The 15803-nt window shown below is 64.9% G+C and carries 16 protein-coding genes; 9 read left to right on the plus strand and 7 right to left on the minus strand.

From position 1 onward, the window contains the following. From ACOHWE_RS12500 to ACOHWE_RS12525, 6 genes are all read left to right on the plus strand, one after another. A partial coding sequence (locus ACOHWE_RS12500) for an NAD(P)(+) transhydrogenase (Re/Si-specific) subunit beta (protein WP_420666798.1) occupies window positions 1–442 on the plus strand: 442 nt, incomplete at its 5' end. Window positions 443–465: 23 nt separating this feature from the next. After that, window positions 466–1785 (plus strand): omega-aminotransferase AptA, encoded by a 1320-nt coding sequence (gene aptA / locus ACOHWE_RS12505; RefSeq protein WP_420666800.1) that lies wholly within the window; start codon window positions 466–468, stop codon window positions 1783–1785. A 62-nt stretch (window positions 1786–1847) separates the two neighbouring features. Continuing rightward, entirely contained in the window at window positions 1848–3098 is a 1251-nt protein-coding gene (locus ACOHWE_RS12510; protein WP_420666802.1) for a Zn-dependent hydrolase, read from the plus strand. Window positions 3099–3103: 5 nt separating this feature from the next. Then, on the plus strand, window positions 3104–4564 hold the full coding sequence (gene hydA / locus ACOHWE_RS12515; RefSeq protein WP_420666803.1) for a dihydropyrimidinase: 1461 nt from the start codon (window positions 3104–3106) through the stop codon (window positions 4562–4564). Window positions 4565–4657: 93 nt separating this feature from the next. Then, complete coding sequence (locus tag ACOHWE_RS12520; RefSeq protein WP_420666805.1) at window positions 4658–6148, plus strand: NCS1 family nucleobase:cation symporter-1; 1491 nt, start codon at window positions 4658–4660, stop codon at window positions 6146–6148. Window positions 6149–6218: 70 nt separating this feature from the next. Beyond that, window positions 6219–6512 carry a DUF1330 domain-containing protein gene (locus ACOHWE_RS12525; RefSeq protein ID WP_420666807.1) on the plus strand — a complete coding sequence of 98 codons (294 nt, stop codon included), beginning with the start codon at window positions 6219–6221 and terminating at the stop codon, window positions 6510–6512. A gap of 68 nt (window positions 6513–6580) precedes the next feature. Here the strand turns inward: ACOHWE_RS12525 and arsH are convergent, their stop codons facing one another. Continuing rightward, a complete protein-coding gene (gene arsH / locus ACOHWE_RS12530; protein WP_420666808.1) occupies window positions 6581–7306 on the minus strand; it encodes an arsenical resistance protein ArsH in 726 nt (241 codons plus the stop codon). Between the two features lie 176 nt (window positions 7307–7482). Here arsH and ACOHWE_RS12535 point away from each other — a divergent pair, with 176 nt between their 5' ends. Next, complete coding sequence (locus ACOHWE_RS12535; RefSeq protein ID WP_420666809.1) at window positions 7483–7821, plus strand: ArsR/SmtB family transcription factor; 339 nt, start codon at window positions 7483–7485, stop codon at window positions 7819–7821. A gap of 332 nt (window positions 7822–8153) precedes the next feature. Then, window positions 8154–8819 carry a L,D-transpeptidase gene (locus ACOHWE_RS12540; RefSeq protein ID WP_420666810.1) on the plus strand — a complete coding sequence of 222 codons (666 nt, stop codon included), beginning with the start codon at window positions 8154–8156 and terminating at the stop codon, window positions 8817–8819. Window positions 8820–8874: 55 nt separating this feature from the next. On the opposite strand, the gene ACOHWE_RS12545 is transcribed toward ACOHWE_RS12540, so the two are convergent. Further along, window positions 8875–9090 carry a hypothetical protein gene (locus ACOHWE_RS12545; RefSeq protein WP_420667112.1) on the minus strand — a complete coding sequence of 72 codons (216 nt, stop codon included), beginning with the start codon at window positions 9088–9090 and terminating at the stop codon, window positions 8875–8877. Window positions 9091–9496: 406 nt separating this feature from the next. Here ACOHWE_RS12545 and ACOHWE_RS12550 point away from each other — a divergent pair, with 406 nt between their 5' ends. After that, entirely contained in the window at window positions 9497–10228 is a 732-nt protein-coding gene (locus tag ACOHWE_RS12550; protein WP_420666812.1) for a GntR family transcriptional regulator, read from the plus strand. A 233-nt stretch (window positions 10229–10461) separates the two neighbouring features. Here ACOHWE_RS12550 and hydA (ACOHWE_RS12555) read toward each other — a convergent pair whose 3' ends face one another. From hydA (ACOHWE_RS12555) to ACOHWE_RS12575, 5 genes are all read right to left on the minus strand, one after another. Then, window positions 10462–11877: a dihydropyrimidinase gene (gene hydA / locus ACOHWE_RS12555; RefSeq protein ID WP_420666814.1), complete on the minus strand. Its 1416-nt coding sequence runs from the start codon at window positions 11875–11877 to the stop codon at window positions 10462–10464. A 122-nt stretch (window positions 11878–11999) separates the two neighbouring features. Next, entirely contained in the window at window positions 12000–12752 is a 753-nt protein-coding gene (locus tag ACOHWE_RS12560; RefSeq protein ID WP_420666816.1) for an aspartate/glutamate racemase family protein, read from the minus strand. Window positions 12753–12832: 80 nt separating this feature from the next. Continuing rightward, the gene (locus tag ACOHWE_RS12565; RefSeq protein WP_420666817.1) at window positions 12833–14113 is read right to left on the minus strand and encodes a TRAP transporter large permease; all 1281 of its coding nucleotides are present in this window, start codon (window positions 14111–14113) and stop codon (window positions 12833–12835) included. Further along, a complete protein-coding gene (locus tag ACOHWE_RS12570) occupies window positions 14110–14646 on the minus strand; it encodes a TRAP transporter small permease (RefSeq protein WP_420666819.1) in 537 nt (178 codons plus the stop codon). Before ACOHWE_RS12570 ends, ACOHWE_RS12565 begins: the two co-directional genes overlap by 4 nt. Further along, window positions 14646–15629 carry a TRAP transporter substrate-binding protein gene (locus ACOHWE_RS12575; protein WP_420666821.1) on the minus strand — a complete coding sequence of 328 codons (984 nt, stop codon included), beginning with the start codon at window positions 15627–15629 and terminating at the stop codon, window positions 14646–14648. Before ACOHWE_RS12575 ends, ACOHWE_RS12570 begins: the two co-directional genes overlap by 1 nt. Window positions 15630–15803: the final 174 nt, after the last annotated feature.

The raw sequence follows: 15803 nt of genomic DNA on the forward strand, positions 1-15803 counted from the left end.
AGTGGCGCAGGCGCAGCAGTCGGTCTCGGAACTGACCAAGCGGCTGCGCGCGAAAGGCAAGGAGGTGCGTTTTGCCATCCACCCGGTGGCGGGCCGCCTGCCCGGGCACATGAACGTGCTGCTGGCCGAGGCGAAAGTTCCCTACGACATCGTGCTGGAGATGGACGAGATCAACGGCGATTTCGGCGGCACCGACGTGGCCATCGTGATCGGCTCCAACGACATCGTGAACCCGGCCGCCCAGGAGGACCCGAACTCGCCGATCGCCGGCATGCCGGTGCTGGAATGCTGGAAGGCGAAACAGGTCTTCGTCTCCAAACGCGGCCAGGGCACAGGGTACTCGGGCATCGAGAACCCGCTGTTCTTCAAGGAAAACACCCGCATGTTCTACGGCGACGCAAAACAGTCGCTGGATACGCTGCTGGGAAAAATCGCGGCTTGACCGTATGAGAAAAGGATTTGCTCATGACCACTGATCCGAAGCGCGCAAACGCGATGGACGCCTACTGGATGCCCTTCACGGCGAACCGCCAGTTCAAGCAGACCCCGCGCATGGTCGCGGCAGCCGAGGGCATGTATTACACCACCACCGAAGGCCGCAAGGTGATGGACGGCACCGCGGGCCTGTGGTGCGTGAACGCGGGCCACGCCGCGCCGCGCATCACCGAGGCGGTGCAAAAGCAGGTGACCGAGCTGGATTATGCGCCGGCCTTCCAGATGGGCCACCCCAAGGCGTTCGAGCTGGCCAACCGGCTGGCCGAACTGGCGCCGGGCGATCTGAACCACGTGTTCTTCACCAACTCCGGCTCGGAATCGGTGGAAACCGCGCTGAAGATCGCGCTTGCCTACCACAAGGTCAAAGGCGAGCAGGGCCGCACCCGGCTGATCGGCCGCGAGAAGGGCTACCACGGGGTGAACTTCGGCGGCATCTCGGTCGGTGGCATCGTCAACAACCGCCGCCATTTCGGCAGTCTGCTCACCGGCGTCGATCACCTGCGCCACACCCATGATCTGGAGCGCAACGCCTATACCAAGGGCCAGCCGGCGCATGGCGCGGAGCTGGCGGAGGATCTGGTGCGGCTTATCGATCTGCACGGGGCCGAGACAATCGCCGCGGTGATCGTTGAGCCGATGGCGGGTTCCGCCGGGGTGATTCTGCCGCCCAAGGGCTACCTCGAGCGGCTGCGGGAGATTACCCGCGAACACGGCATCCTGCTGATCTTCGACGAGGTGATCACCGCCTACGGCCGCCTTGGCCGTGCCTTCGGTGCCGACTACTACGGCGTCGAGCCGGACATGATCACCACCGCCAAGGGGCTGACCAATGGTGTCATTCCGATGGGCGCGGTGATGGTCAGCAGCGCGATCCACGATGCTTTCATGACCGGCCCGGAGCATATGATCGAGCTGTTCCACGGCTACACCTACTCGGGCAACCCGGTGGCCTGTGCGGCAGCGCTGGCAGCACTCGACACCTACCGCGAGGAGGAGCTGTTCGAACGAGCGGCCTCGCTGGAGGACTACTGGACCGATGCGCTGTTCAGCCTCAAGGGGCTGCCGCATGTGAAGGACATCCGCTGCTCGGGCCTCGTGGGCGCGGTGGAGCTGGAGCCGGTTGCGGGCGTGCCCACCAAGCGGGCCTTCGACACCTATCTCAGGGCTTGGGACAAGGGGGCGCATCTGCGCACCACCGGCGACATCATCGCCATGTCGCCGCCGCTGATCATCGAGAAACAGGAAATCGACGAGCTGGTCGGCATTCTGGCCGAGTCGCTCATCGCGTGAGGACCTGCCCCTGCGCCGCGGCCTATGGGCGCGCGGGGCAGGGGCGGAACAGGGAGAAAGACATGAAAGACGTGCAAAGCAACGCCCGCATCGACGGCAGCCGCCTGTGGGATACGCTGATGGAGATGGCGCAGAAGGGCCCCGGCCTGCGCGGCGGCTGCAACCGCCAAACGCTGACCGATGCCGACAAGGAAGGCCGCGACCTGTTCAAGCGCTGGTGCGAAGAGTCCGGCATGACGGTCGGCGTCGATAGCATGGGCAACATGTTTGCCCGCCTTGAAGGCACCGAGCCGGATCTCGACCCGGTGATGATGGGCAGCCATCTGGATACCCAGCCCACCGGCGGCAAATACGACGGTGTGCTCGGCGTGCTGGCGGGGCTTGAGGTCGTGCGCTCGATCCGTGACCAGGGCCTGCGCACCCGCCGCCCGATCGTGGTGGTGAATTGGACCAACGAGGAGGGCACGCGCTTTGCCCCCGCGATGCTGTCCTCCGGCGTCTTTGCCGGCGTCCACACTCAGGACTGGGCCTATGCCCGCGAGGACGCGGACGGTAAGAAATTCGGCGAGGAACTGGCCCGCATCGGCTATGTCGGCGACGAGCCGGTGGGCAGCCGCAAGATGCATGCGATGTTCGAGCTGCACATCGAGCAGGGGCCCATTCTGGAAGCCGAAGGCAAGGACATTGGCGTCGTCACTCACGGCCAGGGCCTGAACTGGCTTCAGGTGACGCTGACAGGGCAGGAGGCGCATACCGGCTCCACCCCGATGCCGATGCGCCGCAACGCAGGGCTTGGGGCGGCGCGGATCACCGATCTGGTGCATGAGATCGCGATGAGCCACCAGCCCGACGCCGTCGGCGCCGTGGGTCACTGCGACTACTACCCCAACAGCCGCAACATCGTGCCGGGCAAGGTGGTCTTCACCATCGACTTCCGCTCACCCAGCTTCGACACCCAGGCGGATATGGAGAAGCGTCTGCGCGAGGGTGCTGCCAAGATCGCCGAAGAGCTGGAACTGGGCCTCGAGATCGAGCAGGTCGGCCATTTCGATCCCGTCACCTTCGATGAGAACTGCGTCTCCGCCGTGCGCCGCGCGGCCGAGCAGCTGGGCTATTCGCACCGAAACATCATCTCGGGTGCCGGCCACGATGCCTGCTGGATCAACAAGGTGGCGCCCACCGCGATGGTGATGTGCCCCTGCGTCGACGGCCTCAGCCACAATGAGGATGAGGAAATCAGCCGCGAATGGGCGGCTGCAGGTGCAGATGTGCTCTTGCATGCCGTGCTGGAAACGGCAGAAGTCGTGGAGTGAAGAATATGACTGCAAGAACCGTGATCAAGGGCGGCACCATCGTTGCCGCAGACCGCAGCTACGCAGCCGATGTCGCCATCGAGGATGGCAAGATCGTGCAGATCGGCACTGGCCTGAATGGCGACAAGGTGCTCGACGCCGAGGGCTGCTATGTCATGCCCGGCGGCATCGACCCGCATGTGCACCTGGAAATGCCCTTCATGGGCACTCATTCCGCCGACGATTTTGAGTCCGGCACCCGCGCAGGGCTCGCGGGGGGCACCACCATGGTGGTGGACTTCTGCCTGCCCAGCCCCGGCCAGTCGATGCTGGAGGCGCTGGAGGCCTGGCACGCCAAGTCGAAACGCGCCTGCGCCGACTACTCCTTCCACATGGCGGTGACCTGGTGGAGCGAGCAGGTGTTCGAGGAGATGCAGCAGGTTGTGGATCTCGGCATCAACTCCTTCAAGCACTTCATGGCCTACAAGGGCGCGCTGATGGTGGAGGACGACGAGCTGTTCGACTCGTTCCGCCGCTGCGCCGCGCTTGGCGCGCTGCCGATGGTGCATGCCGAAAACGGCGATGTGGTTGCCACCATGCAGCAGAAACTGCTGGCCGACGGCATCCGCGGCCCCGAGGGCCATGGCCTCTCGCGTCCGCCCGAGGTCGAGGGCGAGGCGACCAACCGCGCCATCATGATCGCCGACATGGCCGGCGTGCCGCTCTACGTGGTGCATACCTCCTGCGAGCAGGCGCATGAGGCGATCCGCCGGGCGCGCCAGAAGGGCATGCGCGTCTTTGGCGAGCCGCTGATCCAGCACCTGGTGCTGGACGAAAGCGAATACCGCAACCCGAACTGGGACCACGCCGCGCAGCGCGTGATGTCGCCGCCGTTCCGCGACAAGGCGCATCAGGACAGTCTCTGGGCTGGCCTTCAGGCAGGCTCGCTGCAGGTGGTCGCCACCGACCACTGCGCCTTCACCGTGGACCAGAAACGCACCGGCATCGACGATTTCACCAAGATCCCGAACGGCACCGGCGGTCTGGAAGACCGGATGCCGGTTCTGTGGAGCGAGGGTGTGAACACCGGCCGGCTGACCCCGAACGAGTTTGTCGCCGTCACCTCCACCAACATCGCCAAGATCCTCAACATCTACCCGCGCAAGGGCGCGATCGTGGAAGGCTCCGACGCCGATCTGGTGGTGTGGGATCCGAAGAAGTCCAAGACGATCTCGCCCGAGACCCAGCAGTCCGTGGTGGAATACAACGTCTTCGCGGGCCGCGAGGTCACCGGCCTGCCGCGCTATACCCTCAGCCGCGGCGAGGTGGCGGTGGACGACGGCAAGGTCTGCGCCACCCCGGGCCACGGCCGCTTTGTCGAGCGGCCCGCCTTCCCGGAGGTGAACAAGGCGCTGTCGAAGTGGAAAGAGGTAACGGCGCCGCGCAAAGTTGTTCGCTCGGCGGAAAACATGCCCGCCTGCGTCTGAATGGATTCCCTGGTGAAAGCCGGGGAAATTTTGTATGTGCTGCCCGCCGCAGAAGCGGGCAGCGGAAAGCCATAAAACAGGGAGACAACGACCATGGCTGACGTAACCAGCGGATTTTCCGCCCCCGGCGCCGAGGCGCCGCCGCGGACCGATCTGGCGGGGATCGACCCCGCGCTCTACAATGAAGACCAGCTGCCGACCACAGCTGCGGAACGCACCTGGGACTGGGTGGCGATTGCCGCGCTTTGGGTCGGCATGGTGGTCTGCATTCCGACCTACCTGCTGGCTTCCTACCTGATCGGCTCGGGCATGAGCTGGGATCAGGCGGTGATGACCATCCTGGTCGCCAACGCGATCGTGCTGATTCCGATGGTTCTGGTGGGCCATGCCGGCACCAAATACGGCATCCCCTTCCCGGTGCTCCTGCGCTCCTCCTTCGGACCCACCGGCGCCAAGATCCCGGCCGTGGCCCGCGGAATCGTTGCCTGCGGCTGGTTCGGCATCCAGACCTGGGTCGGCGGCTCGGCGATCTTCGTGATCCTGAACACGCTGACCGGCGGCGCGCTGGCTGGCGAGCCTCTGGCGGTCCTTGGCATCAGCCTGGGCGAGTTCGTCTGCTTCCTCGCGTTCTGGGGCCTGCATCTTTACTTCATCAAGAACGGCACAGAGTCGATCCGCTGGCTGGAGACCTATGCCGCACCGTTCCTGCTGGCGATGGGCCTGGCCCTGCTGGCCTGGGCCTACGTGAACGCCGGCGGCTTCGGCGAGATGCTTTCGACCCCCAGCGCCTTTGACCCGGGCCAGCCGCAGGAAGGCCAGTTCTGGGTGGTGTTCTGGCCGAGCCTCACTGGCATGATCGGCTTCTGGGCGACGCTGGCGCTGAACATCCCCGACTTCACCCGCCACGCGAAAAGCCAGAAGGACCAGTTCCTCGGCCAGATGGTCGGCCTGCCGATCCCGATGGCGCTGTTTGCCTTCATTGCCTCCGCTGTGACCTCGGCCACCGTGGTGATCTATGGCGAAGCGATCTGGGATCCGATCCAGCTCTCTGAAAAGATGGGCGGGTTCTCGGTGATCATCGCGCTGTTCGCGCTGATCGTGGCGACGCTGACCACCAACCTGGCGGCGAACGTGGTCGCGCCGGCGCATGGCTTCTCGAACCTGGCGCCGAGCAAGATCAATCTCAAGCGCGGCGGCTATATCACCGCGGGCATCGGCATCGCCATGTTCCCCTGGGTCCTGGTGAACCACATCATCGGCTGGCTGATCGCCTACTCGGCGCTGCTGGGTCCGATCGCGGGCGTAATGCTGGCGGACTACTACCTGCTGCGCAAGACCAAGCTGGAAGTGGCTGACCTGTTCAAGATGAACGGCATCTACTCCGGCAAGAACGGCACCAACTGGGCCGGTGTCTGGGCGCTGGTGATCGGCATCCTGCCGAACCTGCCGGGCTTCCTGGCCGGTGTCGGCATCACTGCGGGCACCTCGGACTTCTTTGCCACGATCTACACCTACGCCTGGTTCGTGGGCCTGGTCGTGGCTGGCGCCGCCTATCTGGTGCTGTCCAAGATCCTCAACAAGTGATCCATTGCCGGGGCGGCGCCTGCCGCCCCGGCATTCCTTTCAGACGCCTACTCAGAATAGCGGAGCTTCCATGCCCAAAGCCTACTGGATCGCCCATGTCACGGTCACTGACCCCGACCCCTACCAGCTCTATGCCGAAGGCGCGACGCAGGCGTTCAAAACCTTCGGCGCCCGGGTGCTCGCCCGTGGCGGCGCCTGCGAGCAGATGGAGGGCGAGGGCCATCCGCGCAACGTCGTGATCGAGTTCGACTCGATGGATGCGGCGCTCGCCTGCTATAACTCGCCGGAATACCAGGCCGCCAAGGCGCACCGCGAAGGCGCGGGTCTGGCCAATATCGTGATCGTCGAGGGCGCGCCGGACTGACCGGCCGCCTCACGCGGGGCCCTCACGCGGGTCCCGTGACTATTCTGCCGGAGCCTCTTCTGGAGGCTTCAGCCCACGGCCTTGGACTGGTTCACGCGCTTCGAGAGTTCCGCCCGGCTTTCCACCCGTTCCGAGTAGCGGTCCACCAGGTGCTCCTTGATGTCCCTGGTCAGCAGGGTGAATTTCACCAGCTCCTCCATCACATCGACGATGCGGTTGTAATAGGGCGAGGGCTTCATCCGGCCGTCTTCGTCGAACTCGTCCCAGGCCTTGGCCACCGAGGACTGGTTGGGGATCGTCAGGAGCCGCATCCAGCGGCCGAGGATGCGCAGCTGGTTCACTGTGTTGAAGGATTGCGAGCCGCCGCAGACCTGCATCACCGCCAGCGTCTTGCCTTGCGTCGGGCGCACCCCGCCGAGGCTAAGGGGAATCCAGTCGATCTGGCTTTTCATGATGCCGGTCATTGCGCCGTGGCGTTCGGGCGAAGACCAGACCATGCCTTCGCACCAGGTCACGAGGTCACGCAGCTCGGCCACTTTGGGATGATCGGCTTCCGCATCGTCGGGCTGGGGCAGGCTCCTCGGATCAAAGATCCGCACATCGGCGCCCAGGCGCGTCAAAATGCGGGCGGATTCTTCGGCGGCAAAGCGCGAAAAGCTGCGCTCCCGAAGGGAGCCGTACAGGATCAGGATGCGCGCCGGATGGGCACTGCGGCCCGTGGGGAACAGCGCCTCCGGATCGATCGCGGCAAAGCTATCGGCAGCAATGTTGGGGGTGTCGGTGGTGTCGGTCATGGCGGTCTCCTGTGCCCTGCGGGCGCCTCTGCCCGCGCCCTCGTTGCTCCGCGTCCCAAAGCCGCGCGGCCGGGAAAATCTGCCAGTGTGTCATTTCGGGCTTTGGCGAATTGAGGCCCCTCTACCGGCGGGCAGGCAGCCTTGTCAAGGTGCCTCATTTCCCGTAATCACGAAATATGGATATGCCTCTTGATCAGCCCGGCGCGATAGACGCCTTTGGCGCGCTGGCGCATGATACAAGGCTGTCGGTGTTCCGTCTCCTGGTCCAGCGCGGCCCCGCAGGCACGCCGGCCATGGAAATCGGCCGCCAGCTTGGACTGAAGCCGTCGACCGTCTCGGGTCATCTGTCGGTTCTGAAGCGGGCAGGGCTCGTGACGTCCAGGCGCAATCACCGCGAAATACTCTACGCGCCGCATTTCGCGGCGGTGAACGGCTTGGTGCGTTTTCTGCTCCAGGACTGCTGCGGGGGGCAAGCCGCGGCTTGTGCGGGCCTCGGCCATACCACCCAGCCGTAGCCGCGGCCGGGACGCGGCTGTCCCCCTACCGCGCTTCGGCGCGAAGCGTTGCGGCGGGCTCGGCTCACGGCTGCCGGCTCCGCTCAGATCCCCATCGCGGCGCAGGCCTCGCGCCGCCCTCTGGCAGATCCTCCACGTCCCGATGGCAGAGGGCGCGCGGATACCGGTCCCGCTGGATCAACTGCATTACACGTTTTTGTCAGGTGCTTGCGCCCGAACTGCTCTGTGGCTAGCACTAGGTCCCGCGGCCCTGTTGGGAACTCTTCCCCTTGCTTATTAGTTGGCCCAGCAGAACACAATTCGCCGCCCCTCTGGCCACGGAGCCCACTGACATGCTGACAAGACGCCACTTCATTTCGACCACAGCAGCTCTGTTTTCCGCGCCTATCGCTGCTCCAGCTTTTGCCAAGGTCCGGCCGTCAGCGGCTCAGAAAGCCGCATGGGACGCGCAGGTGACCCCCGCGGGCTATGATCCTGCGACAACAAATCCGTGGGGACTGCACCCGCGGTTCTTACCGCAGCGGGTGGCAGCAAAGGACAATCTGGTGCCGGGGGACATCCATGTCGATGCCGTCGCGCGATACCTGTACCATATCGAGGAAGGCGGCACGGCGATGCGTTACGGTGTCGCCATTGCGAAGGGCAATCTCTACGAACCGGGCACCTACACCATCCGCCGGAAAGTTGAATGGCCCACCTGGACGCCCACACCGGCTATGATCGAGCGGGAACCAGAGGCCTATGCGCAATATGCAGACGGTATGGACCCGGGGCCGCGCAATGCGCTGGGGTCACGGGCCCTGTACCTCTTTGTCGGTAACCGCGATACATACCTGCGTATCCATGGCACGCCGCATCCCCGTTCGATTGGCGGCCGGGCGAGCTCGGGCTGCGTGCGCATGGTCATGGCGCACATCAACGATCTTTTTCCGCATGTCACCATCGGCTCCACGGCCTACCTGTATCCTGCAGAAGACTATGTCACGGCGCAAAGCTGAAGCCGCAGCCCAGCCAGGTCCGGCTGAGTAGCCGCAGCTTGGCTCCCCCGGACGGTTACCCGGCGCGCTGGACGCAAATCGGGTTGCCGGAGGCGGTGCGCAGGGGAAGCAGGGTCGTTTCGACCGGGCCTTCGTGCAGGTACCAGTAGCAGCCGTCCTCCGGCATGAGGCGGGCTGTCGCCAGATTCTGGTTTGGGCCGGCCAGCGCTGCTACCTCTTCCGGGATTCTGCCGCTGCCTCCCTCGGACACGGCGCAGGCGCCCAGAAAAATACCGGCCGAACATGCTAAAGCTGCTTGACGTCTCACTGTAAACCCCCGCGGAAATTCATTTTTGTCCGCTCCATACTGTCACCGAATGACCGGCGCTGCAACGCTTTGACGCCCGGCTGACGGCTCTTCGGTCACTCACGCGACGCGGCGCTCTGCTCAAATGCCCAAAAGAAAAACAACGGGCCCGTATCGGAACGAAGCAGGCGCAAACCGGAAAAACTGTAAACAACTGTCTAGTGCCGACTTTCAGGTCCGCGGATGCTGCCGCGGAGATTTGATTAGTAATACGATTGGAGGCACAGCGTTGATAACCTGAAACAAACAGCCTAATTGACCGGGCGGGACGCGGATGCGTAAATACCAAGGCGTCCCGGGACGCCCGGGGCCGGAACAGGGAAAGCACGATATGGACGGAAAGCCGGCGCAGAAGACGCGCAGAGGATACAATGCCCAGGGCAAGCTGACCATCAGCCGCTTGTCTCTGCATGAACAGGTTGTCAATCAGCTGCGCCAGATGATCGTGTCCGGCGTATTGCCGACCGGCGAGAAGATCCGTTTCAACGAGCTGGCCGAGGAGCTGCAGGTGTCGCTCACGCCCTTGCGCGAGGCGCTCAAGGTTCTGGCGGGCGAGCAGCTCGTCGAGCTGATGCCGAACCGGGGTGCCCGCGTCGCGCCGATCACGGTCGAGGGCACCAAGGAGCTGTTTGAGGTGATCGCGGGGATTGAGGCGCTGGCGGCGGAGCTGACCGCCACCCGGATCTCCGAGGAGCAACTGGCCGGTCTTGAACATCTGCACGAAACCATGCGCGGGCATCACGAGCGCGGCGAAAAGGAGCCGTATTTCGAGCTCAACCGGGAGATCCACGACAGGATCGTTGAGTTTGCCGGCAATGATACCTTGCAGGAAATGCGGGCGCAGCTGGCCCGCCGGGCCGAGCGGGCGCGGTTCATCTCCGTGGCCTCCGGGCCGCACCGCTTCGAGGCGATGCAGGACCACGATGAATTGATGCAGGCGCTTCGGGCGCGTGACGCCAAGACGGCGCATGCGGTTTGGCGGCGGCATCTGCTCAGTTCCGGCGCCGAAACCTGCCGGATTCTGAAGGTCTGGGAGGCAGAACGCGCACAACCCGGGACCTGAGCGCGGCCAGAGGCAGCCCGGCACGGGCGGTCCGCGCCGGGGCATAACGTGCCGGTCCGCACGGCCAGCGAGCCGCCGATGCCCGAACCCGGGCAGATGACAGCATCGGCGCCGGTTGTGAACTCGGTTCTGCGGCCACAGAGCTCCCAGGTCCAGCTCATGGAATTGTGCTGAAAGCGCGTATTAATGGCCGCTCTGGCCGCCACGCAGCACAGCCCCGAATGCACGGCCAGTCAAACGAAATCGGACGGACCGCGGCTCAGGTACGTGCCATCGCCGCGCCGCCCGGTGACCGTGCCCTCCAGCGCCACCGTCATGCCGCGCAGGATGGTGCGTACCGGCCAGCCGGTGATCTCCATCCCCTCGTAGGGGGTATAGTCTGAACCATGATGCAGATCCTGCTGGCGGATCGGGGCGGTCTTCTGCGCATCCCACAGCACGATATCGGCATCCGCACCGACCATGATCGACCCCTTGCGGGGATAGAGCCCATAGGTGCGCGCCGGGTTGGTCGCGGTGAGGGCGACGAAACGTTCGGCAGTGATCCGGCCCTTGCTGACGCCCTCGGAGAACAGGATCGGCAGCCGCGTTTCAATGCCGGGAATGCCGTTGGGCACCCATTTGAACGAGGTGCGGGCGTTTAGGTTATCCTTGCCGGTGCCGCCCGGCCCGTCAAAGCGGAACGGCGCGTGATCCGATGAAAACACGTCGAAGGTTCCGTCGCGCAGCCCCTGCCAGATCGCCTCCTGACTGCTGTGGTCGCGCGGCGGCGGCGAGCAGACGTATTTGGCGCCCTCGAAATCCATGTTGAGCCCGGCCAGGTCCTCCTTGGTAAGAGTGATATACTGCGGGCAGGTTTCCGCCAGCACCTTGAGGCCGCGGCGGCGGGCCCATTGGATCTGCTCCATTGGGTCGGGGCCGGAGACATGCACGATCATGATCGGCGTATCGGTAAGCTGGGCGTGGCTGATCGCCCGGTGGGTGGCTTCGCGCTCGGCGATCTCGGAATGGGCGATGGCGTGGTAATAGGGGGCGGTCTTGCCCTGCTGCTCCAGTCGGCGGGTCATGTGCTTGATTGCGTCGTGGCCCTCGGCATGGACCATCACCAGCGCCCGCTCGCGCCGGGCGACCTCGAAGACCTCCAGCAGCTCGCTGTCGTCGAGCCTGAGGTCGTCATAGGTCATGAACACCTTGAACGAGGTATAGCCATCGCGCACCAGCGCCGGCAGCTCCTGTCCCAGAACCTGCGGGGTGGGATCGCTGACGATCAGGTGGAAGGAGACGTCGATGACACAGTTGCCCTCGGCCTTGGCGTGGTAGTCCTGCACGCAGGCACGCAGCGACTTGCCCTTTTCCTGCAGCGCAAACGGCAGCACGGTGGTGTTGCCGCCCGCCGCCGCGGCGCGGGTGCCGCTTGCAAAGTCGTCGGCCATAACAGTGCCGTCGCTGGTGGGCTGGGACAGATGCACATGGGCATCGACTCCGCCCGGCATCACCAGCAGGCCGCTGGCGTCGATCTCCTCGGCGGCACCGGTGATGCGGCTGGCGATCTGCTCGATGCGGCCGCCGCGGACGCCGATATCGGCGGTGTAGCGGTCAGAGGCGGTGACGAGGGTGCCGCCGCGGATGGCAAGGTCGAATTCAGGCATGCCGGATGCACTCCTTTGGTTTCGGTCAGAATGGTCCCGGGCAGCGAGGGTGCGGCAGGCCTCGCCGCTGGAGTTCAGCAAGTGGATTCGCCCTTTCGAACTTGGCGCGGGCGTCGGCCGGGTCAGCGGACACTGTCACGAGCGATACGGGCCGACAGCGCAGGGCTTAGCCCGGTGGAGGGTTTGGCAGCGGGGCGGCGGAAGCTGCCGGCAAGCGCCTTGGCAGGGCGCAGCCGGACCAGGGTCTCGGCCTGGCCGACCGCGGCTTCGGCGCAGTCCACCAGCGGCACCGGCACCTGGTCGCGCAGCTGCGCGGCAAGCCCGGCCAGCGGCGCCCCGGCCAGCACGATGGAATCCGCCTCGCCGCTGGCCGCCACCTGGTTGCAGAGCTCGGCCAAAAGGCTGGCCTTTTCTTCCTGCACACCGTTGATCGAGCGGAACGCGCCGGACAGGGTATGCACCCCGGCGCAGCGCGCCTCGAGCCGGTGCCAGGCCACGCATTCGCGGTACCAGGGCTCCAGTGCGGCAGCAAAGGTGACGATGGCAAAGCGCCCGCCAAGCATGCAGGCAGTGAGCATGCCGGCCTCTGCCAGCCCGACCACCGGCAGGTCGAACAGCTCGCGCGCGGCCCCCAGCCCCGGGTCGCCGAAGGCGGCAACGATGGCGGCGTCGTAGTCCTGGTGGCGCTCCGACAGGATCTCCAGCACCGAGACGCCGCCGATCAGAGACTCGGTCCGGGTCGAGATATAGGGCACGCCTGCGGGCGCGGTCACGCTGTCCAGCACCGTCTGCGGGGACATGACCGCGCGGGCCGCCTGTTCGAGCCGCGCGGTCACCCCTGCCGAGGTGTTGGGGTTGATCATCAGAATGCGCATCTGTTTTCCTTGCTCGTCCTTGGCTGGCCCGGGGGCGGGCCGGCCTGTCTGTTGTTGGATGTCTTGTCTGTTCACGGGGATCAGTAGCCAAGCGTGCGCGGCAGCCAGGTCACAATGCCGGGGAAGGCGAGGCACAGCGCCAGCACCACATACTGCAGCGCGACGAAGGGCCAGACGCTGGCGATCAGCTTGGTCATCGGCACCCGGGTCACGCCGCTCATCACGAACAGCACCACGCCGACCGGGGGCGTCATCATCCCGATGATCAGGTTGAACACGAACAGAAAGCCGAACAGCAGCGGGTCGATGCCGAAGCTGAGGGCAACCGGCGCGAACAGCGGCACCAGCATGATGTAGGCGGCGTTGGATTCGATGAACATGCCGACGACGATCAGGATCACCATGACGATCAGCAAAAAGATCATCGGGCTGGAGGTCACGTTCTCCAGAAACCCGGCCAGCGCTGCGGGCACCATGTCGATGGTGAACAGGAAGGTGACCCCGGCGGCAAAGGCGATCAGCGCGCCGACCATGGCGGCGCCCACGGCGGCGTTGAACAGCGACGGCAGCAGGTCCGCGACGGTCAGCTTGCGGGTGACGAAAAAGCCGATCACCATCGCATAGGCCACGGCGATGCCCGCGCCCTCGGTGGCGGTGAAGATGCCGCCGACGATGCCGCCCACGACAACAATCGGCATCAGCAGCACCGGCAGCGCCCTCCAGGTTTCGCGCAGGGCATGGGTGATGCGGAAGCTCTCGCCGGTCAGCTGATAGCCCTTCCGCCAGCTGACCCAGGATCCCAGCGCCATGAAGCCGAGGGTCAGCAGGATGCCGGGCACGATGCCCGCCATGAACAGCCCGCCAACTGATACGGTGGAGCCTGCCATCAGTGCATAGACGATCATCGCGTTCGACGGCGGGATGATGGCGCCGAGGTTGGCGGCCGAGGCCACAACCGCGCTAGAGAAGCCGTCGTCGTAGTTCTGCCGCAGGGCGGGCACCAGCGTCGACCCCAGCGCCGAGGCCGAGGCCACGGCAGCGCCGGAGACCGCCGCCAGCATCATGCCTGCCACAATCGCAACATGTGCCATGCCGCCGTGCAGCTTGCCGACGATGGAATTGGAGAAATCGACCAGACGCTGCATGATGCCGGCGCGCACCATCAGTTCGCCCGCCAGCATGAACAGCGGAATCGCCATCAGCGGAAAGGAATTGACCGAGTGCATCATGCGCTGCGGCAGCACCGAGAGCTCGATGCCGCCTGCGAGCAGCCCGCCCAGCGAGGCAAGGCCGAGCGCAAATGCCAGCGGCATGCCCAGCAGGGCCAGCCCGAAGAAAATGAGAATAACGGTGAGTGTCATTGCGCGGTCTCCCCGGACCAGGTGCCGCGGCCGCCCCAGGCCAGCAGCATCAGATGCAGCACCGAATGCACCGCGGCGATCAGCACGGCGATGTAATATACGGCATTGGTCAGCGGCAGCGTCGGCATCATTTCGGGCCAGGTGTAGAGGGTGACGTCAACGCTGACGCGGAAGATCACCACCATCAGCACCGCGCCCAGCACCGCTGACAGGCGGAACAGCGACTCCTGCGCGCGCTCGGAAAAGCGCACCACCACCGCGTCGATGCCGACGTGCACGCCGTGGCGGATGCCGTGCGGGATGGCCAGGAACATGGCCCAGACAAAGGCCAGCCGGGCAACCTCCTCGGACCAGTCGATGGCGCTGGAGAAGACATAGCGGAACACCACCTGCACGATCACCAGCCCGGTCATCACAGCCATCGCGGTGATGACGGCGCCCCAGGACAGGGTGTCGATGCGGGTAAGGGCCGCCTTGCAGCGCCCGAAGACGGGGCCCGCCTGCACGGGCCCCTGCTGTACCTGGGCAGACATCAGCCCCTCACTTCCTCAAGCACGGCGTCGATGATGGCCGGGTCGATGCGGGTCTTCAGTTCCTCGATCACCGGCGCAGTGAGGCTGCGCAGTTCGGAGCGGACCTCGTCCGGGATAGCGGTAAAGGTCATGCCGGCCTCGACCAGCTTCGCCCGCGCTGCCGTATCCTCGGCAGCGGCCTGGGCGCGCTGCCAGGCGACGGCTTCCGCGGCAGCCTCGCGCAGGGCTGCCTGGTGCTCCCCGCTCAGACGCTCGAACTTCCGCTTGTTCACGACCAGGGCGATGTAATCAAAGAAGTGGTTGCTGTCCGACAAATAGGTTTGCACCTCCTCGAATTGGCGGCTCTTGATGATCGAATAGGGATTTTCCTGGCCGTCCAGCACCCCTTGCTGCAGGGCGGAATAGACCTCGGAGATGCCCATCGACACCGGGCTGGAACCGATGGCGCGGAAGGTGGCGAGATGAGTCTCGTTGGGCTGCAGGCGGATCTTGAGACCGCCGAAATCCTTCACGGATTCGATCGGGCGGGTGTTGTTGGTCACGTTGCGCGAGCCCAGCTCCATCCACCCAAGCGCGACAAAGCCCTGGCCGGCCAACTCTTCGGCCAGAAGTTCGCCGACCTTGCCGTCGATCACCCGGAAGGCGGTTTCGCGGTCCGGATAGGCAAAGGGCAGCGAGACCGCTTCCAGTTCCGGCACGGTGCGCGACAGGTAGGCGGTGCCGATCCAGGTGCCGAATATCACCCCGGTGCGGACCTGATCGACGTTCTCCTTGGCGCCGCCCAGCTGCATGGCCGGAAAACTGGCAATCTCGATCTCGCCGCCGGTGGCTTCCGCAACCGCTTCGGCAAAACGCCCGATAGCCTTCGAGCTGGAATGCTCCGCCGGAAAATTTCCTCCGATACGCAGAGTTTCCGCGAGCAGCGGCGATGCCGTGGCGCAGGCCGCGATGACGGCTGCAATACAAGTGTTCCTGAGTTTCATGGCTTTGGGCTCCTCCCTCGATCCCCGTGAAGTCATGCGATGTTTGAAGTATTCGGAATGAGCTCCGTGATCTCAAGATTATTTTTTGTTTTTTATTTTATTTTGCATAACATATTGAAATAACTGAATATTCTAGTTGTCATTGAACGCTGGAAAGCCGGGATTCGCAGCGCG

It is taken from the genome of Cribrihabitans neustonicus, from assembly GCF_048820895.1.
In the GTDB taxonomy this organism is placed as follows: Bacteria; Pseudomonadota; Alphaproteobacteria; order Rhodobacterales; family Rhodobacteraceae; genus Cribrihabitans_A; species Cribrihabitans_A neustonicus.